This is a genomic window from Comamonas odontotermitis, from assembly GCF_014207855.1.
Taxonomy (GTDB): domain Bacteria; phylum Pseudomonadota; class Gammaproteobacteria; order Burkholderiales; family Burkholderiaceae_C; genus Comamonas; species Comamonas odontotermitis_A.
The window spans coordinates 104,913-126,276 of the sequence record NZ_JACHKZ010000010.1 but is presented as its reverse complement, the minus strand read 5'-3'; the positions used below and the strand labels follow the sequence as shown (position 1 = coordinate 126,276).

Annotated in this window: 31 protein-coding genes and 3 tRNA genes; 15 read left to right on the top strand and 19 right to left on the bottom strand. The window is 56.3% G+C overall.

Features of this window, described 5'->3' with window-relative positions:
• Positions 1 to 60 precede the first annotated feature (60 nt).
• The 12 genes from HNP33_RS10255 to HNP33_RS10205 all read right to left on the bottom strand — a co-directional run bounded on the left by HNP33_RS10255 (position 61) and on the right by HNP33_RS10205 (position 6,896).
• Positions 61 to 387: an FHA domain-containing protein gene (locus HNP33_RS10255; RefSeq protein ID WP_184708014.1), complete on the bottom strand. Its 327-nt coding sequence runs from the start codon at positions 385 to 387 to the stop codon at positions 61 to 63.
• A gap of 271 nt (positions 388 to 658) precedes the next feature.
• Positions 659 to 1,420, bottom strand: coding sequence for a hypothetical protein (locus tag HNP33_RS10250; RefSeq protein WP_184708012.1), 762 nt, complete (start codon positions 1,418 to 1,420; stop codon positions 659 to 661).
• A gap of 224 nt (positions 1,421 to 1,644) precedes the next feature.
• Positions 1,645 to 1,719: transfer RNA gene (locus tag HNP33_RS10245), tRNA-Arg, on the bottom strand.
• 4 nt (positions 1,720 to 1,723) lie between these two features.
• Positions 1,724 to 1,814 (bottom strand) — tRNA-Ser (locus HNP33_RS10240).
• 132 nt (positions 1,815 to 1,946) lie between these two features.
• Positions 1,947 to 2,417: a hypothetical protein gene (locus HNP33_RS10235; RefSeq protein ID WP_184708009.1), complete on the bottom strand. Its 471-nt coding sequence runs from the start codon at positions 2,415 to 2,417 to the stop codon at positions 1,947 to 1,949.
• Between the two features lie 3 nt (positions 2,418 to 2,420).
• Positions 2,421 to 2,621, bottom strand: coding sequence for a hypothetical protein (locus tag HNP33_RS10230; RefSeq protein WP_184708006.1), 201 nt, complete (start codon positions 2,619 to 2,621; stop codon positions 2,421 to 2,423).
• Between the two features lie 244 nt (positions 2,622 to 2,865).
• On the bottom strand, positions 2,866 to 3,117 hold the full coding sequence (locus HNP33_RS10225) for a hypothetical protein (protein ID WP_184708003.1): 252 nt from the start codon (positions 3,115 to 3,117) through the stop codon (positions 2,866 to 2,868).
• Positions 3,107 to 4,510: a replicative DNA helicase gene (locus HNP33_RS10220; protein WP_233464470.1), complete on the bottom strand. Its 1,404-nt coding sequence runs from the start codon at positions 4,508 to 4,510 to the stop codon at positions 3,107 to 3,109. The genes HNP33_RS10225 and HNP33_RS10220 overlap by 11 nt, the downstream gene beginning before the upstream one ends.
• A gap of 14 nt (positions 4,511 to 4,524) precedes the next feature.
• On the bottom strand, positions 4,525 to 5,277 hold the full coding sequence (locus HNP33_RS10215; RefSeq protein ID WP_184707997.1) for an ATP-binding protein: 753 nt from the start codon (positions 5,275 to 5,277) through the stop codon (positions 4,525 to 4,527).
• Positions 5,277 to 6,068, bottom strand: coding sequence for a hypothetical protein (locus HNP33_RS20865; protein WP_221452044.1), 792 nt, complete (start codon positions 6,066 to 6,068; stop codon positions 5,277 to 5,279). Before HNP33_RS20865 ends, HNP33_RS10215 begins: the two co-directional genes overlap by 1 nt.
• A gap of 2 nt (positions 6,069 to 6,070) precedes the next feature.
• Positions 6,071 to 6,262 carry a hypothetical protein gene (locus HNP33_RS20860; RefSeq protein WP_184707994.1) on the bottom strand — a complete coding sequence of 64 codons (192 nt, stop codon included), beginning with the start codon at positions 6,260 to 6,262 and terminating at the stop codon, positions 6,071 to 6,073.
• Between the two features lie 100 nt (positions 6,263 to 6,362).
• Positions 6,363 to 6,896: a phage regulatory CII family protein gene (locus tag HNP33_RS10205; RefSeq protein ID WP_233464469.1), complete on the bottom strand. Its 534-nt coding sequence runs from the start codon at positions 6,894 to 6,896 to the stop codon at positions 6,363 to 6,365.
• Positions 6,897 to 6,956: 60 nt separating this feature from the next.
• Between HNP33_RS10205 and HNP33_RS10200 the strand changes: the two genes are divergently transcribed.
• Complete coding sequence (locus tag HNP33_RS10200) at positions 6,957 to 7,178, top strand: hypothetical protein (protein ID WP_184707992.1); 222 nt, start codon at positions 6,957 to 6,959, stop codon at positions 7,176 to 7,178.
• Here the strand turns inward: HNP33_RS10200 and HNP33_RS10195 are convergent.
• Positions 7,169 to 7,687 (bottom strand): transcriptional regulator, encoded by a 519-nt coding sequence (locus tag HNP33_RS10195; RefSeq protein WP_184749454.1) that lies wholly within the window; start codon positions 7,685 to 7,687, stop codon positions 7,169 to 7,171. The genes HNP33_RS10200 and HNP33_RS10195 overlap by 10 nt on opposite strands.
• Here HNP33_RS10195 and HNP33_RS10190 point away from each other — a divergent pair.
• The 6 genes from HNP33_RS10190 (at position 7,686) to HNP33_RS10165 (ending at position 11,307) form a co-directional block, all read left to right on the top strand.
• Positions 7,686 to 8,210 carry a S24 family peptidase gene (locus HNP33_RS10190; RefSeq protein ID WP_184707986.1) on the top strand — a complete coding sequence of 175 codons (525 nt, stop codon included), beginning with the start codon at positions 7,686 to 7,688 and terminating at the stop codon, positions 8,208 to 8,210. The two genes, HNP33_RS10195 and HNP33_RS10190, sit on opposite strands and share 2 nt — an antisense overlap.
• A 1,066-nt stretch (positions 8,211 to 9,276) precedes the next feature.
• Positions 9,277 to 9,498 carry a hypothetical protein gene (locus HNP33_RS10185; RefSeq protein WP_184707983.1) on the top strand — a complete coding sequence of 74 codons (222 nt, stop codon included), beginning with the start codon at positions 9,277 to 9,279 and terminating at the stop codon, positions 9,496 to 9,498.
• Positions 9,499 to 9,509: 11 nt separating this feature from the next.
• The gene (locus HNP33_RS10180) at positions 9,510 to 9,950 is read left to right on the top strand and encodes a type II toxin-antitoxin system YafO family toxin (RefSeq protein ID WP_184707980.1); all 441 of its coding nucleotides are present in this window, start codon (positions 9,510 to 9,512) and stop codon (positions 9,948 to 9,950) included.
• Between the two features lie 82 nt (positions 9,951 to 10,032).
• Complete coding sequence (locus tag HNP33_RS10175) at positions 10,033 to 10,221, top strand: hypothetical protein (protein WP_184707977.1); 189 nt, start codon at positions 10,033 to 10,035, stop codon at positions 10,219 to 10,221.
• Between the two features lie 20 nt (positions 10,222 to 10,241).
• Positions 10,242 to 11,006: a hypothetical protein gene (locus tag HNP33_RS10170; RefSeq protein WP_184707974.1), complete on the top strand. Its 765-nt coding sequence runs from the start codon at positions 10,242 to 10,244 to the stop codon at positions 11,004 to 11,006.
• A 31-nt stretch (positions 11,007 to 11,037) separates the two neighbouring features.
• Entirely contained in the window at positions 11,038 to 11,307 is a 270-nt protein-coding gene (locus HNP33_RS10165; protein WP_184707970.1) for a hypothetical protein, read from the top strand.
• Positions 11,308 to 11,331: 24 nt separating this feature from the next.
• Here HNP33_RS10165 and HNP33_RS10160 read toward each other — a convergent pair whose 3' ends face one another.
• On the bottom strand, positions 11,332 to 11,820 hold the full coding sequence (locus HNP33_RS10160; RefSeq protein ID WP_184707968.1) for an Arc family DNA-binding protein: 489 nt from the start codon (positions 11,818 to 11,820) through the stop codon (positions 11,332 to 11,334).
• 107 nt (positions 11,821 to 11,927) lie between these two features.
• Between HNP33_RS10160 and HNP33_RS10155 the strand changes: the two genes are divergently transcribed.
• The 8 genes from HNP33_RS10155 to HNP33_RS10120 all read left to right on the top strand — a co-directional run bounded on the left by HNP33_RS10155 (position 11,928) and on the right by HNP33_RS10120 (position 17,042).
• Entirely contained in the window at positions 11,928 to 12,083 is a 156-nt protein-coding gene (locus HNP33_RS10155; RefSeq protein WP_184707965.1) for a YlcI/YnfO family protein, read from the top strand.
• On the top strand, positions 12,080 to 12,370 hold the full coding sequence (locus tag HNP33_RS10150) for a hypothetical protein (protein ID WP_184707962.1): 291 nt from the start codon (positions 12,080 to 12,082) through the stop codon (positions 12,368 to 12,370). Before HNP33_RS10155 ends, HNP33_RS10150 begins: the two co-directional genes overlap by 4 nt.
• The gene (locus HNP33_RS10145) at positions 12,367 to 13,194 is read left to right on the top strand and encodes a hypothetical protein (RefSeq protein WP_184707959.1); all 828 of its coding nucleotides are present in this window, start codon (positions 12,367 to 12,369) and stop codon (positions 13,192 to 13,194) included. The genes HNP33_RS10150 and HNP33_RS10145 overlap by 4 nt, the downstream gene beginning before the upstream one ends.
• Before the next feature lie 78 nt (positions 13,195 to 13,272).
• Positions 13,273 to 14,079 carry a hypothetical protein gene (locus tag HNP33_RS10140; RefSeq protein WP_184707956.1) on the top strand — a complete coding sequence of 269 codons (807 nt, stop codon included), beginning with the start codon at positions 13,273 to 13,275 and terminating at the stop codon, positions 14,077 to 14,079.
• Positions 14,076 to 14,933 carry a hypothetical protein gene (locus HNP33_RS10135; RefSeq protein WP_184707953.1) on the top strand — a complete coding sequence of 286 codons (858 nt, stop codon included), beginning with the start codon at positions 14,076 to 14,078 and terminating at the stop codon, positions 14,931 to 14,933. Before HNP33_RS10140 ends, HNP33_RS10135 begins: the two co-directional genes overlap by 4 nt.
• Before the next feature lie 151 nt (positions 14,934 to 15,084).
• Positions 15,085 to 15,345: a hypothetical protein gene (locus tag HNP33_RS10130; protein WP_184707950.1), complete on the top strand. Its 261-nt coding sequence runs from the start codon at positions 15,085 to 15,087 to the stop codon at positions 15,343 to 15,345.
• A 7-nt stretch (positions 15,346 to 15,352) separates the two neighbouring features.
• A complete protein-coding gene (locus tag HNP33_RS10125) occupies positions 15,353 to 15,670 on the top strand; it encodes a hypothetical protein (protein ID WP_184707947.1) in 318 nt (105 codons plus the stop codon).
• Positions 15,671 to 15,830: 160 nt separating this feature from the next.
• The gene (locus HNP33_RS10120) at positions 15,831 to 17,042 is read left to right on the top strand and encodes a site-specific integrase (protein WP_184707944.1); all 1,212 of its coding nucleotides are present in this window, start codon (positions 15,831 to 15,833) and stop codon (positions 17,040 to 17,042) included.
• Between the two features lie 84 nt (positions 17,043 to 17,126).
• Here the strand turns inward: HNP33_RS10120 and HNP33_RS10115 are convergent.
• The 5 genes from HNP33_RS10115 to HNP33_RS10095 all read right to left on the bottom strand — a co-directional run bounded on the left by HNP33_RS10115 (position 17,127) and on the right by HNP33_RS10095 (position 21,356).
• Positions 17,127 to 17,219 (bottom strand) — tRNA-Ser (locus HNP33_RS10115).
• A 24-nt stretch (positions 17,220 to 17,243) separates the two neighbouring features.
• Entirely contained in the window at positions 17,244 to 18,524 is a 1,281-nt protein-coding gene (locus HNP33_RS10110; RefSeq protein WP_184707941.1) for an aspartate kinase, read from the bottom strand.
• A gap of 77 nt (positions 18,525 to 18,601) precedes the next feature.
• Entirely contained in the window at positions 18,602 to 19,579 is a 978-nt protein-coding gene (tilS, locus tag HNP33_RS10105) for a tRNA lysidine(34) synthetase TilS (protein WP_184707938.1), read from the bottom strand.
• Positions 19,580 to 19,651: 72 nt separating this feature from the next.
• The gene (locus HNP33_RS10100) at positions 19,652 to 20,626 is read right to left on the bottom strand and encodes an acetyl-CoA carboxylase carboxyltransferase subunit alpha (RefSeq protein ID WP_184707935.1); all 975 of its coding nucleotides are present in this window, start codon (positions 20,624 to 20,626) and stop codon (positions 19,652 to 19,654) included.
• A gap of 79 nt (positions 20,627 to 20,705) precedes the next feature.
• A complete protein-coding gene (locus HNP33_RS10095) occupies positions 20,706 to 21,356 on the bottom strand; it encodes a DNA-3-methyladenine glycosylase family protein (protein WP_184707933.1) in 651 nt (216 codons plus the stop codon).
• Positions 21,357 to 21,364: the final 8 nt, after the last annotated feature.

The window sequence follows — 21,364 nt, the reverse complement described above, 5'->3', positions numbered from 1 at the left end:
AATTCTTGCGCTTGCTGTCTACTTCAGAGGGAGCCACTAGTCTGGTAATGCTGTACAGAATTAGGCAGCGCGCAGAAGCTCTTCACCAAAGTCCGATCCGATCTTAATTGCAATATCGAACTCACCAACCCTCACCGCGTCGCCTGAGTACAGCACCTGACGCTTGACCCGAATTCCATTGACAAATGTGCCGTTCGTACTGCCGTGGTCCTCAATCACCAAGACACCCAGGTGGTAAACGAATGCGCCATGATCACGGCTGATGCTGAGATCATCCAAGCAGATTCCGCATTCCTTTGCCCTGCCAATGAGGGTAGTCCCCTTCTCCAAAACTATGGTGCAGGGTGTTGATTCTGAGGGCGATTTAACAACAATTTCTGGCTGCATTCTCACCTCCAAGTTTTGGAAGGCAAACTCTCTATTGCTAAGAGGTAGTTGAGCGGATGCGGATTATCCAGTCTTTGAGCTACATCAAAATTCAACAATTGACAAAAGTAAAGTTACCGTGGTTAGCTCAGCAAGCACCCCATGAGCTTGGGGCGGAGATATGCCACTCCATCAAACCACTCTGGAGTGGGCAGCGCTTGCTGCAGCTGGACATGAAAAAGCCGCCCATAGGCGGCGTTGATCTGTAACCGAGAACGCAGGCTAGTTGATTTCAGACCTTCTTCTTTGATGTCCGGTTGCGAGAAATTCCACCGACAGCAACCATCGACAAGAAACCAGTAAGAACAAACAAACCAACTGAACTTAAGCCAGGCACTGGGGTGGGCGCTGCGGCAGCAGGAGGCACTGGGGGCTTTTCAACCAATGCAACCATGCTCTGGTACGTAGGGTCAGTACTACCAAACAGATCGATCGTGTATGTCTTCGAACGATATGCCCCACCCAGTGTTGGCAATGTTGATGTCATTGCCTGATACATCGCCTGATATGCAGCAATGAATTCTGGATCAGTGCTCTTGTATCCATCTTCAAACGGACGTGACAAGCCGCTAGTGGCACTGATGCTGCTGATGGCGCCGTTATAGTCGTTTCCAAGCTCCCAAATAGCGTACTGGAATGCCCATTTTTGAGCATCTGATCCGCCCTTGAAATAGGTCGCGTAATACTGATCAAATAGCCAATTAACGGCTGCAACTCCCGCCTCTCCAGATCCACCCTTCAAAGCGCTGCCGCCAGCTTCGGATTGGTAACTCACACTTCCCACCGGGTACGTCTTGGTCACATCTATGCAGATCATGAACACCGGTAGATCGCTGTATGGCGTGCCATCCGCATATTTCAGATCGGTTGAAATTGCAGATTCAGCAAAGTCACCCGACCAAGCAGACGTTCCCGTCAGCGGCGCAGCGGTAGACGAGTTTGCAAACCCCACACCCAATGTCACTAGAAATGAAAGAATGGTTTGGCGCAGCATATAAACCTCGATGTTGGATTGAGCTACTCTGACTCCAGATGAGCATTTCGCACAGCTTGAGCCCGAGTAAGCCAAAATGACGGAAGCGAATTAATTGTAACAAAATAATTCTCTTGGCATTCTCGCATACTTCAAAGTCATCTTTGGTTAATAGCCGACATCAAAGCGTAATCATCTTCTCAACTACAAGGCAGAAAAACCCCGCACTAGGCGAGGCTCGGTGTTGGTGGGCCCGGAAGGAGTCGAACCCTCATCGTCCGGTTCGTAGCCGGAAGTCCTGTCCATTGAACGACAGGCCCAAACTGGCGGAAGCACAAGGAATTGAACCCTCACCCGCTCTGCACGGATGGCGACGGTTTTCAAGACCGTTTCCCGACCTTCGGGGCATGCTTCCTAAAGTGATGAGGCAGAAACAAAAAAGCGCCCCCTTCCGGAGCGCTCTACCTGAGCGTTGCGCATAACTGCGCCTCCACATAGGGTAGGCGACTCGTTGCTGTTGCTCAGTCAATGGGCCGACTGTACCAGATCAGAAGCCAGTCGTCAACATAGAGAAGCTCCTTCTTGGAATATAGTTTTCCAGCGTCATAGCGCCAGCTTCAACAATCGCCTCGGCCTGTGTGTCAAAGAACGGAGTGCGCAAAACTGCGCTGTCCTTCCGGATCTCACACGCTGTCCGGCCATTGACTCCGAAATACTTCACGCGCCAGCCCTCCTTTTCAAGCGCCTTCTCGACCTGGGAGCCATTCACTGGGCTTACTGCAGTCTTCACATGCTCAAGGCTCCAGGCCTCGGCCAGTACGTCATCCGGTAGGCGGGTGCAGTGCGAGTGATAGCCGATCAAGATTTCCTCTCCGCAGTCGAGACAGCGGCTACCCCACCCCATGGTGATGCTCTTCCACACCTTGCGGTTCTCATGCAGGCAATGGCCCAGGTAGCGGACATTCACCAGGCGCTCAGCCTCGGTCAGTGGGCGGTCAGCCGTGTATTCGCTATCCATCGGTCATGCTCCTCGGTTGATCAGCATCTGGCGGGCATCGCGCAGTAGGTCAGCCAACCCTTGAAAGCTGGTGCCCAGCTTCTTGCATGCCCTTGTGGGGGAAGCATCTTTGCTCCTGGGGTCCAGCACGTAGCACCAGTTCAAGGCTGCGCGGTGCTTCTCTGGAAGCCTGGAAACTTCCTTGGCAACCTTGGCGGCATCCATGGTGTCTAGCGGCTCAGCGGCTATGTCTCCCGGCTGGCGGAGGTGAGGTTGTGGCGGCATGCCTCGAAACATTGGGGAAACATCGCGGCGTGTTGGACCGTGGCACCAGCGCCCCCAGTTGGCCAAGCGTGCATCTATTGCGCGGTGCTCAGGCACCACAGAGGTGAAGTCAACATAGCCGCGACCGCTGCGGCGCGCTGGCGCGGAAAGTGCTGCTGTCTCTGCAAAGTTCATTGGTCCCCCGTTAGATAAAGTCTGGTGCTCTGAAAAGCTCCCGGCCATGTTGGCGGTCGCTCATGGTTTCTCTGGCCAGCTCTGCGGCCTTGCGGCACTCCTCATCGCTGCCCATGTGGATCGGCAGATAGTCCGACCCGTAATTGCTGGCGTAGGCCCTGCGGTTTGCCTTGAGCATTTGGGCCACTGGCTCGATGTGCAAGGCGCATTGGCTGCAGCTCCACAGAAGGACATGGGTTGCCTCAATCTGGTTAGTAGTCATCTGGATACCTCTTGTGTGGGCGAGTTGGAGTGCTCTCTGGCTTGGCCAGGGATTCGGTCGATTCAGTCCAGCGCTGGTATTTGCCCTCGAAATGGAGCGCCATGTCGCTCTGCCCCAAGTCCCGGCCCTTGATGGCACCAAGCCCCTTGATGGATGGCTCATCAATGTCGCCCTTCTTGTGGTCCCACAGCGCCAGCACAATGTCCGCGTCCTCCTCGATGGCCCCGCACTCCTTCAGATCGGCCAGCATCGGCTTGGGGCTGGAGCGCTTCTCTACCTCTCGATTGAGCTGGGACAGGAGCGCGATCGTGATACCTAATTGGCATGCAAGGCGCTTGAGGTTGCGGGTGATTTCCTCCAACTGGACTCTGCGATCCTTGCGCTCATCGGTTGCTGCCATGAGTTGCAGGTAGTCGATTACAAGCAGCTTGATCTTGTGTTTGCGGACCAGTTTTCTAGCCTTGGCTGAAATATCGGCAAGGTTGGCGCCTGGGCAAAATTCAAAGTACAGAGGCAGATCCCGCATGCGCTCCATTGCGTCAGGCACTCGGCCATAGTCATCGGGGCTGAGCTTGCCGGTCTTGAGCAGGCGCAGCGGCACCCGGCTCAGGTTCGCCACCGTGCGGCGCATCAGCTCCTGCTCATTCATTTCCATGCCCAGAAATGCGGCTGGATAGCCTCGCTCAGCCTGGTTGAGCGCTAGCTGTTGGGCAAAGGATGATTTACCCACTGATGGGCGAGCAGCGATAACGATCAACTGCCCGTCATAGGTGCCACCGGCCAGGGCGTAGTCCAGCCTCGGAATGCCTGTTTCACGCCCCAGCACGGCCTTGCCGTCTGCCAAGTCCTCCAGCTCATCAAGAAAAGGGACTACCAGCTCACCTACCGACTTGGCCTCGGAGGTCATGCGCTCATCTGCTATGGCCTCAAACAGGACCATTGCACGGCTGGTAATGTCCTCGGCAGACAGCCCCTTGTCTTGCAATAGCTCATTCACCTCTGCGGAAGCCGCTGCCACGCGGCGCAGCCTGTGCAGGTTGGCGACAATCCGGGCATGGTGTTCCACCAGCCGCCCGGTAGACGCGCTGGCCAAGCTGGTGAGGTACATCGGGAGCTGGTCGTTGTACGCCTCATCGACCTTCCCCTGCAGGCTGTGCAGCACCACAACAGGATCGACTTCGCGCCCAGACAGGACAAGCTCCTCGACTGCCTTCCAGATGCAGCCATTCAGGGGGTGTGCAAAGCTGGCAGCCGACAAGAGTCCAGCGGCCTTGTCAAAGGCTTCAGCGCCAGCCAGCAGCAAGGCTCCCAAAACGCTCTGCTCCGCCACCTGGGTAGGGTCCGTCCGGGGAGCAATGGGCTCAGCACCGAAATATTGGTCAAGTTCCTGCATATCCACCCTTGCGTTCATTGCGCCCCCTTGCGATGGCTTTCCCAGTTGCAGATGTGCATTTCTGCGCCATCACGCAGGCGGTCAAAGGCCCGCACGCCTAGCACCTCCTTCACATCGTCAGCACGCAGGTTTGACAGCACCACGGTAGGACGGCCCAGCTTGTAGCGGCGGTCGATAACGTCCAGCAGTTGGATGCGCTCAGCATCGGAGCGGAAGCCCACCCCTACCTCGTCAAGCACCAGCAAGCCGATCTCACCCAAGCGGTCGATCACTTGGCTCTCTGTTTCCACCTCGGGGTCGTATTTCCGGTCCCAGCTGGCGCGCAGCATGCGCACAATCTCCCGGGCGCTGTAGATCGCTGCAGGGATGCCGCGTGCGCGAATGAAGTGGCCGACCATGGCGCTGCCCAGGTGGGTTTTGCCGGTTCCAGGGGGGCCGATGAGCCAGATGTTTTTCCCGCCGTCCAGCTCGGCCGACTCAGCGAAGGCGCGGCACGCTGCCAGAACATTTGCCTGGGCCTGCTTGGCTGCCGTGTAGTTCTCGAAGCTGGAGAGCAACATGCGCCCCTCCATGCCGCTCTCCTCGATCATTCGCGCCAGCAGCTTCTCACCCTCTGCGGCTTGAGCCTGCTGGCGCTCCATAGCCTCCAGCTCCTTGATTTCGGCGTCCACGCAGCCCCAGCAGCGCGCCCACTTGCCTGTTTCCCGGTTCCGGCGGGAGTTGTAGCCCCCATGGATGGGGCAGTGTTCGTTTCGGATTTCAGTCATTACCAGTTCCCCGCTCCTTCGTAGTAGCTCGGATCAAAGTTCTGTTGTTTTGCGCCAGCCACTGCCCCGCCTCCTCCAGAACGCTTGCCAACCGCTCGCATGCAGGCTGCTTTCAGGTACTGGGCAGGGTCTGCAGGCCGCGCCACCACAGCGGCTCTCACGGCTTCAACCACCACCCCTTCTCCGTAGTCCTTCACCAACTTGCCGACAAAGCTGCCGCACTGCGCCGTTGGCATCCCGGCCTGCATCAGCAATGACTTCCCCGCTTTCCACAACTCATCCTTTGGCAGCTCGGCTGGAAGGCTGGCGGCACTGCCGCCCGTAGCGATAGCTACGGAGTTATCTATCTCTTCTCTTCTCTTCTCTTTCTCTAGCTCCGCAACTTGGCGAATTTCTTCCGGCTCATGTCCGTTGCTTGTCTGCGACTTGTCCGCATCCGATGCGGACGGCTTGCGCGAATTTGCTTTTCTTTGGGCTTCTGAAGCCCGACGTTTTGCGGACGCTCCGTTGTGCTCGGTGAAGTTTTCCAAGCAAACACCCTCTGGTCTTTCCGCAAGCCATCCGATATCGCACAGGGCTTTTCCCAGACCAGCAACACCCGTTTTGCGGTCAATCTGCCGCAGAGTTAGGCCCGGCATCAAGCCGTCCTCAGTGTGTTGATCAGCAGTTGCCCAGAGCCAGTACAGGCCACCGATTACTGCCGCCTCGCTGGTTTCGGTGGCGTCCACCAAGGCAGCAATGCGGGGGTCATCCCACAGGTTCCCGCGCATCTTGATCCAATCACCTGCCATAGTCAGCCCTCCTCTTTTATCGCTCTCTGCTTTGCAGAACGGATTGCGCGGATCAGTGCATCCACGTTTGTGATGGCCACAAAGACATGGCTTGTGGGTCTATCAAGGTCTGAGGTGTCCTGAGAGATGACTATCTGGCCACCCTTGCTGAAAGTGACTTGGATCTCGTCTTGTTGCTGTACTGCTGTTGTCATGTGTCCACCACAAAAAGGAAGGAGCACCACTGATAGAAGGCCAACGACCGGCAGGTGGTGGATCTGCTTTGCGGGAGCTACCCTGGTCGTCGGCGAAAACTTAGGCCGTCGCAGCCTCGTCGCGCATCGAGCGCACCGGCAGATCCAGATGGCGGCGCTCACTGGCAGGTTTGCCAGCAGCATTCACAGCACGGGCGGCTTGGCGCAGCAGACGCAATGCCTCTTCGGCTTCTGCAATCTCGCGCTCGATCACAGCCAGCTCGTTGTCGCTGATCACGCCGTCTTGCATGGAATCGATCACCACGGAGGTGACATGCGAGGTTTCGAGCACCAGCTTGGAAACCTTGGCGATTGGGCTTTGCTCGACTGGTCCAGACTCGCCCGCCAGCTCGAAGCGCCCGCCGCACTCCTGGGCCACGAAATTCGCCAGGTCGTAGCAGTGAGGCGTTTTCAGCTCGCAGCACATGGCGGCAATGGCGATGCCATCAGCCAAGCCCAGCTTGTGGGTAGCGGCTCCCGAGAGTTCCTTGCGGAATGTGTCATCTACCTTGTCGGGGCAATGGCGGGCACGGATCGCGGCGCGGCCCCCTGGGTAGTTGTTCACTCCACGGCTCACACAATCAACTGCACTCATGTCCGGATCTCCTTTTTTTGGACATGGACTCGATAGGCGCTATGCCCGAGGATTGAGCCCATGAAAACGCAAACCACCTCCACCACCCGCCTCCCGCAATTGCTGGGAGCCCTCGTACACGAATCGCAGCGCACAGTGCTGAGCACCAACGTCGATGCGTCCGGAACGAAAACGCGTCTGCTGCAGACAAGCAGCCTGCAGATCAATTGGTGCAATGGGGAGGCGCTCATTCGGTTTCGCTGTAGTTCGGTGGAATTAGCGAAAGCAAGCCATCAGGCGTGAGCTGGCTGCTGGCGCACGCCGTGCCAGGGAAAGCCAGGCGCAAGGTCTTCGCAAAGAATCTTGTTGCCAAGCGCTGCAGTCGCCAGCTCAATCAAAGGAGCCCAGGAATCAGGCATGGGGCGTTCCCCTTTTTTGATCTGGTTGATGAACTGGGCAGGCTTGTCGATTGCCCGCGCCAATGCGGCCTCGCTGCCAAAAACAGCAATGGCTTTTAGAAAATGAGGGTTAGGTGCTTTCGCCATGATGTGCTGATGATACAGCATTGCTGTATTAAATAAAGCATTGGCTGATCGGCACCTTGAGAACGAGAATACAGTGATGCTTGATTCACCACCATCCGACAAATCCACCGCTGAATTGGTGCGGACACGGCTTGCTATTGCATTTGCAGCATGGAATCCCACTGACGGGAAGAAGACCAAAAGGCACTTGGCGCTGCTCTGTGAGGAGATATCTGAGCAACCATGCTCGCCACAGACTGTGCAAGGCTGGTTTGCAACTGGGCGCATGGATAAAAAGTGGATACCTGTCCTAGCATCCATTTTTGGCGTCGATCTGCTGACGGGGCGCTCTACAGAATCACCAATTGAAACAACCAATGTGGCTTTGGCTCCAGCTCTGGCCCCTTCGCGCCTGATCCCTGTTGTTGGGCATGTCAAAGCTGGACCAGATGGCTTCCTAGAGGAGATGCAATACCCAGTTGGCCATGGCGAGGGTTTTGTTGAATACTGGGTCAAAGACCAGTCAGCCTATGCCGTGCGAGTAAAAGGCGACTCCATGCACCCACGTTACCGAGCTGGCGAGTTCATTGTTGTCACGCCAGGAATTGAGGCGCTACCAGGTCGAGACGTTGTTGTGAAGCTCGCTGATGGACACAAGCTCCTCAAGCAATTGAACTGGATACGTGATGATGAGATTCAGTTGCTGAGCATCAACAATGGATACGCACCAATGACCATCTCCAAGGATGAGATTGAGAGCATCCACCGTGTTGCGGGAAGCGTTCCACCAGACGCCTTTATTCCTGCATAAGCATCCTCCTGCCTCCAAACAGCCGCCACCCTAGGCGGCTTTTCTTTGCTCTTCATCATCAAGTAATGTTGTATTTTTTAGTCAGGAATCGTGCATCGCTTGATTTAATACAGCAATGCTGTACATTACATCCCGTCGCAGCAACAAACGCGAAACGACCGAAGGGGTAGCGATCCGGCCCCCATAAGCCCTACAGGATGCAGCGGGCGGTCCAGCTCCAGAGGAGTGCAGTGGGAGTTGCACCAGGCGATGAGTGCCAGTGATCGCGCCAGCACCCTCTCAGGTCTTTAAAAAGTCAGCCTAGCCGATGTTGCTTGCCTCTCCTATGTGAGGCATTCGCCCGGCTCAATGCATCTGCGGGCATGGCCGCAGCTCTGTGCGGTGCCCAGCCGTAACCCTGCAAGGTTGAATTTGGTGAGGTGAATGCGACCAAGATCAACAACGGCAACGCTGGTTGGAATCCCAGCGCGCCTGCCCGGAGCGCATCCGGGCGGGAAACCCAAGCCTTGTGACAGAGGGCTTAGGTTTCAACGACTGTTAACAGGAATGTCGGATGTAAGCATCAACTTCAAGCAATGTCTTGTTGTGGCGGGCAAGAATTTTTGAAATACTAGGAAAAAGCATCAATAAAACATGATCGATAGATAAAAATTATGATCGAAGATCCTAGATTCAAAGAGCTATCTCCGCGCACCTACCTTGCCCTACAGAGGAATGGGATTGATTCGGTTGAAAAAATCAAAGTTAGATACCCTGTTGGCCTATTAAGGCTCAGGGGCTTTGGTTGGCGTGCTCTTCGAGATGTGGAATCTGTTTTTTTGCCAGGCGAGAGATACGACCCGATCCGATACAAAACAGTAGGAAGACGGATCAAATCAAATGACAGCGAGTTTTTGCAATTCCTCTATTCGCAGAACACAAATGTACGTAAATAGCTTTTAGTTTCGCCGGTCCGAGCGTGTCCTTCTCCGCGCTTGGCTTGCCCTCACGGGACCGGCACCATACCCCAGGGCTAGCTCAGCAGGCCAATTAGCAGGGCCGGAGAGAATGTGCTAATCTCCTAAGCATGACCATTATTTACACGCACGCCCATGGACGCAGCGCTCTCAAGCGCAGTGCGGGCTACTCTGTGCGCCCTCTTGCCTCCAAGCGCAAGCAGGTGGTGGTCATCGATTCGCCCACAAAGGGCAATGCTGTGCGCACATTTCAGAAGATTTCCAATCCAGCTAACGCCCGCCTTTTTAGTGCCAGGGCGGCGCTGGAAGATTTCGCCGACTTGGAAATCTGACTCCTTCTCTCATGAAGACGCAATGTACCGCTGCGATCTGCAAGCAGTTAGGTAGGCTTGGAGAGTCTCCAGAGGCATTCGCTGCTGAGTTTGAGAAGTGGCGCAACGATGGCGAATACAGTTCCTATTTCTTTGGCAAAGACGGCTTATACATTGCCCCGACACTTTCCGATGGCTCCATGGGACTGCGCCATGTTCACTTGGTGCCACTGGCCAATGCCCAGCCATTGCGCAGATGGAATGCTCAATGGCTGCGACGGGGACGCAAGACCAGTGATCGAGTGCTAGTTTATGCCCAGGATCCTACTCACGGCTACCTGCTGATCTACATCTTGAACGAACCCGAGGCACATGAAGTAGCCAAAATGCTCACGCCAGATTCCGCTCTGCTAATGGGCAAGCTCATCAAGATTGCCGAAAAATTCATCTATACCGGCCAAATTATTGGCTGATCACACAAGCCGCTTGCTCAGCGGTTTCTTCAATCCACCAGCCCGCAACACCAGCGGGCTTTTGTTTTTCTAGGAGCCCACCATGGCTGAACAACTCTCTCTCGCCTATCGCCTCTTCAAGATGCGCCGCTGGGCTGGTGCCAAGTGGTCCACTGCTGCCCGCTGGGCCTGCAGCCTCGTATGGCGCAACGCGCGCAACGAATGGGCTGAGCGCCGCGCCCGCCTGGATCGCCGCGAAGAAGTCGAGCGCGCCGCGCGCCAACGCCTGTAACCCTAACTCGGAATCCAACTATGTCGAAAAAGCCCATGTTCATCCCCAATCCGGACGGCAGCGAGGGATACCTTATCAACTTGGCCGGTGTGCTCCTGATGGCTGGAGATGTAATCTTTGGCGATCCAGCTGAAACCACTCCCACAGGCCGCGCAAACGCTATGCGGATGGTTGAACGGATCTTGCAAGAAGCTGAGAAACGTGGATTCAAGCATACCGGCACAGTATGGAATCTGCTGCGCCGCAATGAACCGAATCCACGCCTGAGAAATCTTGCACAGGAGGCTATGGACTTGATACCGAAGGAGGTGCAAGGCCAAATCATGCGGGAGGAATTCAGCCAGGCCAAATCAGGCGGAGGCGACATGCCGCCACTGGTTGCAAAGAAGCACCCGGGAAGCCATGAGCCAGAGAGCAATCCCAATTTCACGCGACCCGGCCCCGATGGCATTGACCCGCGTTTTTGGGAAGCTGGCCGCGCGCTTAAAGAGATCAGGAAACGTGAAGGCAATGCCGCCATACACAAGCCTGAGCATGCCCATCTGTACGCACAGATGCACAAGTTTGCGCCGGAGTCGTTCAAAAAGGAAATGGCTGCCATGGCTAAAGAGATGGACCTGATGCCGAAAGCCACTCATGTAGGGGCCGATGGTCAAGCGGTCTATACGTCACAGCAGATCGCGGACAAGCATGGCGTGAGCGTTGAAGTGGTCGAACGCCTCATTGCCCAGGCTGACATTGGCCCTGATGACCTGTACAGCGGCCCGGTGTTCCCGATCCAGTGAAAGGTAGCCATAAATGCAAGAGCGTCAACTGATGGCAATCGCTGTAGCAGCTCGCCGCTGGCGTGATGCCCAGCGCCTACGACTGGAGGCACGCCGCGCGAAGCGCAAAGCCCATGAAGCCGTGTATGTGGTGTTCTATAGCCCGCAACTCATGGCCGCAAGGGATGCTGCAGACAAGGCCGTTACCGACACCCGACGGGGCGAACGCAAGGCCTTGAAGGCGCTGGCCAAGCTGTGTGACCAGGCTTGGCCATACGAGGATGCGCTAACCGTGGATGAGGTACTGGCGCTGCCGCCTTGAAGCGAGCAATATCTGATCACATCACTAATGCGCGCCGACCCCGACCAACTCGGACCAGGTCTGTTGCAGATTAGACAGTTCTGCCACCAGGCGCGCGTACTCCATGTTGATCTCAGACAGCCATTTGCCTTCAGCACTAAGTTCAGACTCAAGCGCTCTGCATTTCACTGGATCATCTTCTTCAGCTTTCATGACAGCATCAGAAATGGCCTTGACGATTTCTAGCTGGCGTGTGCGGCGGTGTTCGCAATCGCGGAGCTGGCTCTGCAGCCCCATGATTAACACTGCTAAGTGAGCCTCCTTGGCGCTTCTCTCCACGCGCCTGCCAATTGCTTCAACGCGCTCTGCGGCGCTCTCGTCTGCCTCATGCTTAAAAGAGAACGAGTCAGAAAGCCGACCAATAATTTCTGCGTTCAAGCTCTTCGAGGTTTTTTCTGCCGCCTCGCTCAAAGAGGTATGCAGCTCTTTGGGTATGCGTAGAGTAATTCTGGTGTAGCGGTCTTCTTCGTCCATGGCCTCAATTTTCCACCAAAACAGTGTCACTGGCTATTGACACCATAACAGTGTCACATCCATAATTCAAACGCGACACCATAACAGTGTCACATGAAAGATTCGCTATGAGCAGCAACCAAGATCAAGTCACCTTCACCCTGAGAGTGCCAGTTGCGCTGCAGGAAGCCGCCAAGGCCCATGCAAAGCAAGAGCACATCAGCCTGAATAGCCTGATCGTCCGTCTACTTGAGCGCGAAGTTGCGCAGAAAGGAAACCCTTGAAAGTTACAACAGACAGCACCGTGACGCCTCAGATCACGGTGGATACCGAGCGCGATGATGCCTTCAGGCTCGGCGAGGACACAGCACGCGAAACATGGCGTCATCACTGTGAGGGCGACACCGTGGACGAGGCAGCGTTGTACTTGGCCACAAACGTCATGGAGCAATTCGTGACGGAAGACCTAGAGAACGGCACAGCATACGCCTATGGCCTGATCCGTGGACTGCTGCGCAAGTCCCGCAAGCCTGAGGGCGCCCCTGTCAACATGGAAGGAGCGTCGCAATGAGCAGCATCGTGAAAAGCGGCGGCATCCCCGCCAAGATGAGCACCAAGGAAATTGCCAAGGTCACTGGCAAAGAGCACAAGCAGGTTCTGCGTGAAACCCGTGTGATGCTTGTTACGTTGTTCTGCGGTGATTACATAGACAGCGTGATCCCTGCCGGAAAAGTGAGCCAGCGTGGGCAGTACATCCGAGACAACGGAGATGCCCTATTCAGGGGATGCTTTGAAGATGGTGCAGATCTGCACCATGAACAAAATCAAGGCTTTACCCTGCATTGGGACAAGCGCGGATACCTGATTCAGGTGGATCTCGATCGCAACCTCACGCTGACCTTGGTAACTGGTTACGACATCGTTCTGCGTAATCGTGTTGTCAACCGCATGGACGAGCTGGAGAAGAAGCTGGCCGCACACGCCAAGCTCCCCTACTCTGCTGGGCACACTGACAAATTGTCCAAGGAAGAAGCGGATGAACTTCGTAACGTGCTTACCGAAGCAGCGGAAGCACTACCCATCAAGCAGCGTGCGGGCTTCTTGAAACAGGGTTGGGCCAAGCTGAAGGCTCATTTCAAGGTCTACTACCGCGATATTCCGCGTAGCGAACTCACCGAGGCACTCGCAATCGCCAGCCGTCATATCGCTGAATACGAAACACCGCCAGCACTCCCAGCGCCAACGGTTACTGACAAGGCACTGACCCAGGCAATGGAAAGTGTGCAGGTTATGGCTGCATCCATGGCGGATCTCTCTGCTGCAGTCCTGAAGCTGTCCGGACAGCGCCAGCAGGCCACCCAGCCGATTGCAGTTCCTGTAGGGGCTCCAGCTTGACCCCAAAGACGAAACCCCTGAGCAGGTGAGAGCGCTCAAGGGTTTCTAGATCAAAAACCATAGCAAGGAATTCAGATCATGGAAGCGATTATCGCGCACCCCGCGAAGGGTGCCAAGCGCAGCCCTGCCCGCAAGACTGCTGCGAAGCCTCAATTGCAAGACGAAGCAGCACAACTGCAAGCCAGCGCACTGCAGATCCTGGGTTTTATGTGCTCAGAGCTGGCTGAGACCGGATTGGACGATATACCCGGTGCAGCTTTGGCAGCGTATGAGGCAAACAGCGTTGTGTTTGTGCTGCGCAATCCAGACGAAATCGACGAGCCCATTGGTGTCCTGGTAGCTCTTGAGCAGTTGCACCAGCACCTCGACCGAACCGCGCTCTGCTTGGAAGCGGCTACGGGCCTTGACTTGCCCGTAGCGGTCCATGCCTTTGGCCTGGTTGATCACATCGATCAATTCTCCAAGCGCCTGCATGCCGCCTTATCAGGACTGCCCGCCATACTCGAAGATCTTCGGGCCTTGACTACCTTCGCTGGCGCAAAACCCTTCCGCGACCGTCCTACGCCACCAATCCGCCGCGTGGAAAGAAGTGATGACGAGCTGAAAGATACCCCAGTTCATGAAGCCGGTCGCACAGGGAAGGTGCTGGCATTGCAATGCACCTGGGATGTTGGCGTCGTAGCCGAGGAAATCGTCAAGCTTGGTGACTGGCTGGAGGACTACAACCCTGCGACATTGGAAGGTCTGCTGCGCTGCTATGGCCTGCGCATCCAGGCACTCAATGGCAAGTTGATGGCATACCTTGACGGAGATGGCACCACCGCTGGTGATGTACACCGCGAACTGTTCAAAGGCTCACGCCCATTCAGAGGAGAAGAAGAATGATCGCAGTAGCAGAGAAGCCAAAGGCCACGGCAAAAAGAGCCACTCGCAAGACAGATCCGGCGGTTCAGAGCCAGAAGCCACAGCCACCTATCCAGCGAGCAGCGCAGGCCCCAACCATTGAAGAAGAAAGGGCACTCTTCCGTGAAATCGCGCTTGATCTTGATACAGCGGCTCTGACTGATGAGGACCACGCACATAGTGGTGACTCAGACCGGCTACTGAACATTGCCGCAATGATCGCGTCCAATGCAGCCAAGGGCATTTTGTGGAACAACAACCATGAAAACGCTGGCTACGATATTGCCGCCTGCATCAATGCCGCGCGCCTTGTCCCAGGAGATACCGAGTCCCTTGAGCGTACAGCCGCTATCAATCAAGCAGGGGTCAAGCTGGGCGTGATCACCGAGACAAGGCCTGACATGCTTTTGTTCACGCACATTCCGCGTCCGAGCCCTGTACAAGCGCCGCTTCACACGACAGAGCCCGCCGCAAGCGCCCAACAGTTCACACAAGATCAACTGAATGAGCTGCATTGGCGTTCCTATGTGAATATGGATTGCGCCAGGAGCGTGATCTTCCACTATGCAGAGCACGCCAATTCAGAAGAGGTGTTTGCTTTGCGAGACCTCTTGGACATGTACTGCGAAGCGACTGATGAGGCGATGAAGGCCAAGGAAACTGGAAACCTCAGTTCCGGACCGCTGCCCGACCTCTCAGCAGACCTGAGCAAGATCCTCCATCTCTTCTATATCGTGAACGACGATAACCGCGATGACGGCGTGTTGCATGGGGTGGAATACCTGCTGCAAGCCGCTAAGCGCATCGCAGACGGCGACTTGGGGGTACTGGAATGACCAGGCATTACGCACCACCACCCCCTAAGCCGCCGCAGCGCACCGGCTCCGCGTTCTACATTCTCAAGGAGATTGCAGAGCGCCGGGCTAGGCAGACATCATTAACCCCGCACTCTCAAACAAACGAAATAGAAAATTCAAAGGCGAAGCCATGATCGACAAGCTATTTTTTGGAGCCCTGCTACTCATTGCAGCAATGGTTTTACTCATGGAGTTTTCCGTTGATCGCAAAAGACGGCATGAATGGGAGACCTTTAAGACAGCGAATGAATGCAAGGTGATATCGAAGACCGACAGCGTACGCTTATCCGGCTCTAGCACTGGCACCAGTGACCAGCCCGTCAATGCACAAACCACGACGCCAAGTAAAACCGGCTGGATCTGCAAAGACGGCATCACCTATTACAAGTGAGATCGCAATGAATAACGAAATTGGCGGCCACTTGAAAGCCGTTAATCAGGCTCCAGCCCGCATGAGTGCTCAATCTGGAGCGGCCAGCAGGACAACCAAAAAGCTGAAGGCCGACCAGAAAACTGCAGGTCTGACCAAGTTGGCCAAGGTTGAAACAGTCGCCCTTTGGCATGCCGTCAACTGGATGGAAGTCGTATTGCGCGAATGGAAGCGCGACGGGTTCAAGGATGACCAGGACCAAGCGCAGCATGAGGTGCAGCGCCAGCACCTCACCACCGCCAAGCGGGCGCTGCGCAATGTCAATGCGATAAGAAAGGAGCAATGATGGCCGCACGATTTGTACGCATAGTCAAATTCTGCGCAGAGACTGGATACTCTGATCGCGCAGTAGAGACAAAGATTCATCGGGGCGTCTGGGTTGAAGGCCGGGAATATGTTCGCGCTCCAGACAACAATATTTTGATTGACATGGAAGGTTATTACCAATGGGCCGCAAAGCAACGACAGGAGGTGTTAGACCGCGAGGCGACCGCATAGAGGTTCGCTTTACATGGAATGGCAAGCAGGTTTCTCCTACGCTTGATCTACGCCCTACTGCAGCGAATCTAAAACATGCAGCACGGCTGCGAGCAACCATAGTCGAGGAAATAAAGCATGGCACTTTCAGCTTTGCAGCACATTTCCCCGACTACAAGCACCTGCAGCAGCACCAGCCAGAAAGCGAGGCTGGTGTCCGCACCTTCGCAGAATGGGCCAAAGTCTGGGAAACCTTGGCCGCTCGGAGTCTGGAGCATTCAACCCACGCCATTTACATAAGGCACCTAAATGCCTATTGGGTTCCAAAATTCGGCAAGCTGCGACCGGAGAAGATCAGCCATGAAATGGTGCTTACCCATTTGGCAACGCTCAGCAAGGATCGTATTGATTTAGAGACGGGTCGAAAAATGAAAGGTCTATCACGCAAAACGCAGAATAATATTCTGATCCCCATGCGCGGTGTTTTCGACCTGATTTGCAAACCACCCAGCCGCATAGCCAATCCTATCGAGGGGATTGATAATCAGAAAATCCAGAAGGCAAACCCAGATCCTTTTGCGCCTGATGAGGTTGAGCTGATTCTCAGGGAAATGCAAAAGCGCTTTGGCGATGTGATGGCGGATTATTTCGAGTTCTCGTTTTTCGCTGGCTTGCGGGCAAGTGAGCACATTGCGCTGAGATGGGAGGATGTGGATTTGCGAAAGTCTACGGTACTTGTGCGCCGCTCCAAGGTTATGACCATGGAGAAGGACCGTACCAAGACCAATGTGGAGCGCACTGTCGAGTTGAATCAACGCGCGGCAAGCGTGATCCAGCGCCAGCGCGCCAGAACTGCAGCCATGAATGCCGAGGTGTTCTATAACCCCAACACCGGAGCGCCCTACCATGATGAACAGTCGCAGCGCAGGGCATGGCGCCTGACACTACGCGCAATAGGCGTGAGGTACAGGGCACCAAAGGAATGCCGGGACACCAGCGTGACCCTTGCCCTGATGGCCGGGGCCAATCCGATGTGGGTGGCAATGCAGCATGGCCACTCGGTCCAAGTGATGATGCGCGACTATGCGAAGTGGATTCCATCGGCGGATCGAGGCGCCAATCTCGCCGCAGTCAATGCCGCGATCAGCACCCAGGCCGCACCACGCAAAGAAGCGATTTAGGGATAGATTAGGGATGGACTAAGCCCCCTACATCGAGACGAAGAAAAAGCCCCAAGTGAATCAATCACTTGGGGCTTATCTTTTTGGCGGAAACGGAGGGATTCGAACCCTCGATGAGGCTCTACACCCCATACTCCCTTAGCAGGGGAGCACCTTCGGCCACTCGGTCACGTTTCCAATACAGCCATTGTAACCTGAAAATCAGGCCGTTTTGGAAACTTCGGCAGAATCCAAGCCAAAAGCGGTATGCAGCGCGCGCACCGCCAACTCAAGGTACTTTTCGTCGATCACGACCGAGGTCTTGATTTCAGAGGTGGAGATCATCTGGATGTTGATGCCCTCTTCGCTCAGGGCGCGGAACATGGTTGATGCGACACCTACGTGGCTGCGCATGCCGATGCCGACGATGCTCACCTTGCAGATGTTGGAGTTGCCGATGACTTCATCGGCACCCAGCTTAGGCAGAACCACTTCACGCAGCAGGTCCATGGTACGGTTGTAATCGCCCTGGTTCACGGTGAAGCTGAAGTCGGTCTTGCCATCTTTGCCGATGTTCTGCAGGATCACGTCCACATCGATGTTGGCCTCCGCGACGGGCCCCAGGATCTGGTAGGCGATACCGGGGGTATCGGGCACACCGCGCACAGAGATTTTGGCTTCGCTGCGGTTGAAAGCGATGCCGGATACGACGGCCTTTTCCATCTTTTCGTCTTCCTCAAAAGTGATCAGAGTGCCCGACTTGGCCTCTTCGTCCAATGCAATATCCCAGGGCGTGAAGCTCGACAGCACACGCATGGGCACCTTGTATTTGCCAGCAAATTCCACCGAGCGAATCTGCAGCACCTTGGAGCCCAGGCTCGCCATTTCGAGCATTTCTTCAAAGCTGACGGTCTTGAGGCGCTGCGCGGCAGGCACCACACGTGGATCAGTGGTGTAGACGCCATCCACGTCGGTGTAGATCAGGCATTCAGCCGCTTTCAGGGCGGCAGCAACGGCCACGGCAGATGTATCGGAACCGCCGCGTCCCAATGTGGTGATGTGGCCTGCAGGATCAATACCCTGAAAGCCCGTGACGATCACTACACGGCCAGCATCCAGGTCGGCCCGCACACGCTTGTCGTCAATCGATTCAATGCGTGCCTTGGTGTAGCTGTCGTCCGTGCGCACGGGCACCTGCCAGCCGGTGTAGCTGACAGAAGGCACGCCTTCGGCCTGCAGCGCAATGGCCAGCAAGGCGGACGATGCCTGCTCACCAGTCGCGGCCAGCATATCGAGCTCGCGATAATAGGATTTATCCGCTCGGCTGGGAGCCAGTTCGCTGGCCAGGCCCAGCAGGCGGTTGGTTTCACCACTCATGGCGCTTGGCACTACCACCATCTGGTGACCAGCCCGAGCCCACTTGGCGACGCGTTTGGCGACATTGCGGATACGCTCCGTGGAGCCCATCGATGTGCCGCCGTACTTATGAACGATCAGTGCCATTGAATATCACGATGACGAAACACGAAACTCGGCGTTGATGCAAAGTGTTTTGGCACGCCGTCGGATTCGTACATTAGTCAGACCAAAACCGACGGATTGTACCAATCGATCACCCCACCGCGGCGTTGTATGGTACCGAGCCCCACTTTTAGATGGATTTGGTGGCCGCGTGTGGTGCAATGCTGCAACTGCTGTACCAGTTGCGCAAGCTGCGCTGAACTGGGAGTTTGACAATGCTCAATGCGCAGCCAGTAGCGAAGCACATTGCCCATGCGCGCCACAGACAAGGCCTGCAGCGCCTTGATGGCTGGCGGTCTGCCTGTTGCCTGCAAATCCATGTGCGCCAACTCATCCAGTAACTCAGCCGCCTGCGCGGCATTGGCGGCGCTTCGTGCCAGCGTGCTGGCAAACTGTGGAAAAGCCTGTGCCAACGCGGGCGCGACCAGGGCACGAATGCGATTGCGCGTCAGGCCCAAGTCGGCATTGGTCGGGTCTTCCACCCATTCAATACCAAGCGCCCGCAGATCGGCACGGATTTGTGCGCCGCCGATTTGCCCTCGCCCTGCCAGATAGGGCCGCTCCCAACGCACACCATCCTGCTCCCAGGCGGGCCGCATACCCGCGAGCCCCGCAACGCCAGCGCCGCGCGACAGCGCGAGCAACACGGTCTCTACTTGATCATCCGCATGCTGCGCCAAAACTATTGTTTGGATGGCATTTTGCGCATTAGCAGCGTGCGCCAGCTGCTCCAAAGCCTTGTAGCGTGCGATCCGGGCAGCGTCTTCCGGGCTTTGCCCTGGTGCATTGTGTGCCGCCACCCTGGCGATGTGCAGTGGAATGCCCCAAGCCGCGCACTGCTGCTGGCAGTGCATCGCAAAATCAGTAGCTGCAGCCTGCAAACCATGGTTGATGTGAAAGGCCGCCACCTGGCCCGCAAAGCGCTGCGAACAGGCCCACAGCAGCGCGGTTGAATCTGCTCCGCCGCTGTAGGCCACCGCCAGCGGCAAAGCGGGCCGCCAGCCTTCGAGCACCGACAGAATGCGAGGATCAGCCACAGCAGGCCCCCAACAGCAAAAAGCCTCCGCACCGGGAGGCTTTTTCTGTGCCGTGCAAGCGCATGGACTGCATCAGTTCTCGGCCTTGGTGTCCGAGAAGCGACCATAGCTTTGCAGGCGCTCGTAACGGCGATCCAGCAGGTCCTTGGTTTTCAGATCGGCCAATTGGCGATAGGCGTCGCTCAGACCGCGCTTGAGTAAGGCTGCCATTTGCTTGTGGTCGCGGTGCGCGCCACCCACGGGCTCATGGATGATCTTGTCCACCAGGCCCAAAGCCTTGAGGCGATGGGCGGTGATACCCATGGCATCGGCGGCTTCCTGCGCCTTTTCGCTGGTCTTCCACAAGATGGAAGCGCAGCCTTCGGGGCTGATGGTTGAATACACAGAATACTGCAGCATCAGTACCTGGTCGGCCACGGAGATACCCAGTGCGCCGCCCGAGCCGCCTTCCCCGATGATGGTGGAGATGATGGGTACTTCCAGTTGCGCCATTTCAAAGATGTTGCGGCCAATGGCTTCTGATTGGCCGCGTTCTTCGGCATCAATGCCGGGATAAGCGCCAGGCGTGTCGACAAAGGTGAACACCGGCAGCTTGAACTTTTCTGCGGTCTTCATCAGGCGCAGCGCCTTGCGATAGCCTTCGGGCTTGCTCATGCCGAAGTTGCGCAAGGTACGCTCCTTGGTATCGCGGCCTTTCTGGTGGCCGACCACCATGCAGGGGTTGCCGTTGAAGCGCGCGAGCCCGCCCACGATGGATTGGTCGTCCGCAAAGTGACGGTCGCCATGCATTTCGATGAAGTCGGTAAAGATTTCACCAACGTAATCCAGCGTATAGGGGCGCTCGGGGTGGCGGGCAATCTTGGTGATTTGCCAAGGCGTGAGCTCGCTATAGATGTCCTTGGTCAGCTGCTGGCTCTTCTTGCTGAGCTGGTCGATTTCTTCCGAGATATCGACTGCGCTCTCGCTCTGCACGTAGCGCAGTTCATCAATTTTGGTTTCCAGCTCCGCAATCGGCTGCTCGAAATCCAGGAATGTTCTTTTCGCCAAAATGATTCTCCTCGAGGGCAACTGCCAGGCAGCCAGCCTCTAAACGACCGACAGTGTAACCGCACGCGGCCACCGCCAGTCAATCCATATGCAAGGCCATCGGCATGGCATTCTGAGAGCGCCAGATCAGCCAGGCACCCACACTGCTCCACGGTTGCCAAGCCTGCGCCACCTCGCGCACATCGCTGCGGCTGACCGGGTCCCCTGAAAAATAGTGCGCACTGATCCCCGCCTGCAGGGCTGCATCATCCAGCGGCAGCACATTGGGTCGCCCCAGGTGAAAGATCAGAAACATCTCTGCATTCCAGCGCCCAATCCCCCGCAAAGCCAGCAAGGTGTCAGCCACGGCATCGTCATCGTCGCCCACCCAGCTCAGGGCATCCTTGGGGGAAGCCGCAAACCATTGGGCCAGATCTTTCAGGTAGCCGATCTTGCGCTGTGGCAAGCGAATGGCCTTGAGTGCATCATCGCTGGTGGCGAGCAGCCCCTGGGCCGTACAGGCTCCCGGCAGCGCCAAATAGCGCCTCCACAGCTGCTGCGCCGCTGGTTCAGACAACTGCTGCCATACCACGCTGCGTACCAGCAGGGCAAACCCATCCGCATCACGACGCAGCAATTGACCCGCATGTTCGGGTATCAGCCGCCGAAGCACCCGGTCCTTGCGCACCAGATGCTTGCAGGCAGCCGCCCAGTCTTCTGCCGATAGCGGCTTGTTTGCTACATTAATCATAGCAATTA

Excerpts from the sequence above, each read along its gene's own strand:
- HNP33_RS10215 (WP_184707997.1), bottom strand. The coding sequence starts at position 5,277 with ATGACTGAAATCCGAAACGAACACTGCCCCATCCATGGGGGCTACAAC.
- HNP33_RS10135 (WP_184707953.1), top strand. The coding sequence starts at position 14,076 with ATGATCGCAGTAGCAGAGAAGCCAAAGGCCACGGCAAAAAGAGCCACT.
- HNP33_RS10165 (WP_184707970.1), top strand. The coding sequence starts at position 11,038 with ATGGCAATCGCTGTAGCAGCTCGCCGCTGGCGTGATGCCCAGCGCCTA.
- HNP33_RS10095 (WP_184707933.1), bottom strand. The coding sequence starts at position 21,356 with ATGATTAATGTAGCAAACAAGCCGCTATCGGCAGAAGACTGGGCGGCT.
- HNP33_RS10235 (WP_184708009.1), bottom strand. The coding sequence starts at position 2,417 with ATGGATAGCGAATACACGGCTGACCGCCCACTGACCGAGGCTGAGCGC.
- HNP33_RS10250 (WP_184708012.1), bottom strand. The coding sequence starts at position 1,420 with ATGCTGCGCCAAACCATTCTTTCATTTCTAGTGACATTGGGTGTGGGG.
- HNP33_RS10185 (WP_184707983.1), top strand. The coding sequence starts at position 9,277 with ATGACCATTATTTACACGCACGCCCATGGACGCAGCGCTCTCAAGCGC.
- HNP33_RS10145 (WP_184707959.1), top strand. The coding sequence starts at position 12,367 with ATGAGCAGCATCGTGAAAAGCGGCGGCATCCCCGCCAAGATGAGCACC.
- HNP33_RS10170 (WP_184707974.1), top strand. The coding sequence starts at position 10,242 with ATGTCGAAAAAGCCCATGTTCATCCCCAATCCGGACGGCAGCGAGGGA.
- HNP33_RS10225 (WP_184708003.1), bottom strand. The coding sequence starts at position 3,117 with ATGACTACTAACCAGATTGAGGCAACCCATGTCCTTCTGTGGAGCTGC.
- HNP33_RS10160 (WP_184707968.1), bottom strand. The coding sequence starts at position 11,820 with ATGGACGAAGAAGACCGCTACACCAGAATTACTCTACGCATACCCAAA.
- HNP33_RS10155 (WP_184707965.1), top strand. The coding sequence starts at position 11,928 with ATGAGCAGCAACCAAGATCAAGTCACCTTCACCCTGAGAGTGCCAGTT.
- HNP33_RS10140 (WP_184707956.1), top strand. The coding sequence starts at position 13,273 with ATGGAAGCGATTATCGCGCACCCCGCGAAGGGTGCCAAGCGCAGCCCT.
- HNP33_RS10230 (WP_184708006.1), bottom strand. The coding sequence starts at position 2,621 with ATGGATGCCGCCAAGGTTGCCAAGGAAGTTTCCAGGCTTCCAGAGAAG.
- HNP33_RS10175 (WP_184707977.1), top strand. The coding sequence starts at position 10,033 with ATGGCTGAACAACTCTCTCTCGCCTATCGCCTCTTCAAGATGCGCCGC.
- HNP33_RS10110 (WP_184707941.1), bottom strand. The coding sequence starts at position 18,524 with ATGGCACTGATCGTTCATAAGTACGGCGGCACATCGATGGGCTCCACG.
- HNP33_RS10220 (WP_233464470.1), bottom strand. The coding sequence starts at position 4,510 with ATGCAGGAACTTGACCAATATTTCGGTGCTGAGCCCATTGCTCCCCGG.
- HNP33_RS20860 (WP_184707994.1), bottom strand. The coding sequence starts at position 6,262 with ATGACAACAGCAGTACAGCAACAAGACGAGATCCAAGTCACTTTCAGC.
- HNP33_RS10255 (WP_184708014.1), bottom strand. The coding sequence starts at position 387 with ATGCAGCCAGAAATTGTTGTTAAATCGCCCTCAGAATCAACACCCTGC.
- HNP33_RS10190 (WP_184707986.1), top strand. The coding sequence starts at position 7,686 with ATGGATAAAAAGTGGATACCTGTCCTAGCATCCATTTTTGGCGTCGAT.
- HNP33_RS10195 (WP_184749454.1), bottom strand. The coding sequence starts at position 7,687 with ATGCGCCCAGTTGCAAACCAGCCTTGCACAGTCTGTGGCGAGCATGGT.
- HNP33_RS10200 (WP_184707992.1), top strand. The coding sequence starts at position 6,957 with ATGAAAACGCAAACCACCTCCACCACCCGCCTCCCGCAATTGCTGGGA.
- HNP33_RS10120 (WP_184707944.1), top strand. The coding sequence starts at position 15,831 with ATGGGCCGCAAAGCAACGACAGGAGGTGTTAGACCGCGAGGCGACCGC.
- HNP33_RS10130 (WP_184707950.1), top strand. The coding sequence starts at position 15,085 with ATGATCGACAAGCTATTTTTTGGAGCCCTGCTACTCATTGCAGCAATG.
- HNP33_RS10125 (WP_184707947.1), top strand. The coding sequence starts at position 15,353 with ATGAATAACGAAATTGGCGGCCACTTGAAAGCCGTTAATCAGGCTCCA.
- HNP33_RS10205 (WP_233464469.1), bottom strand. The coding sequence starts at position 6,896 with ATGAGTGCAGTTGATTGTGTGAGCCGTGGAGTGAACAACTACCCAGGG.
- HNP33_RS10180 (WP_184707980.1), top strand. The coding sequence starts at position 9,510 with ATGAAGACGCAATGTACCGCTGCGATCTGCAAGCAGTTAGGTAGGCTT.
- HNP33_RS20865 (WP_221452044.1), bottom strand. The coding sequence starts at position 6,068 with ATGGCAGGTGATTGGATCAAGATGCGCGGGAACCTGTGGGATGACCCC.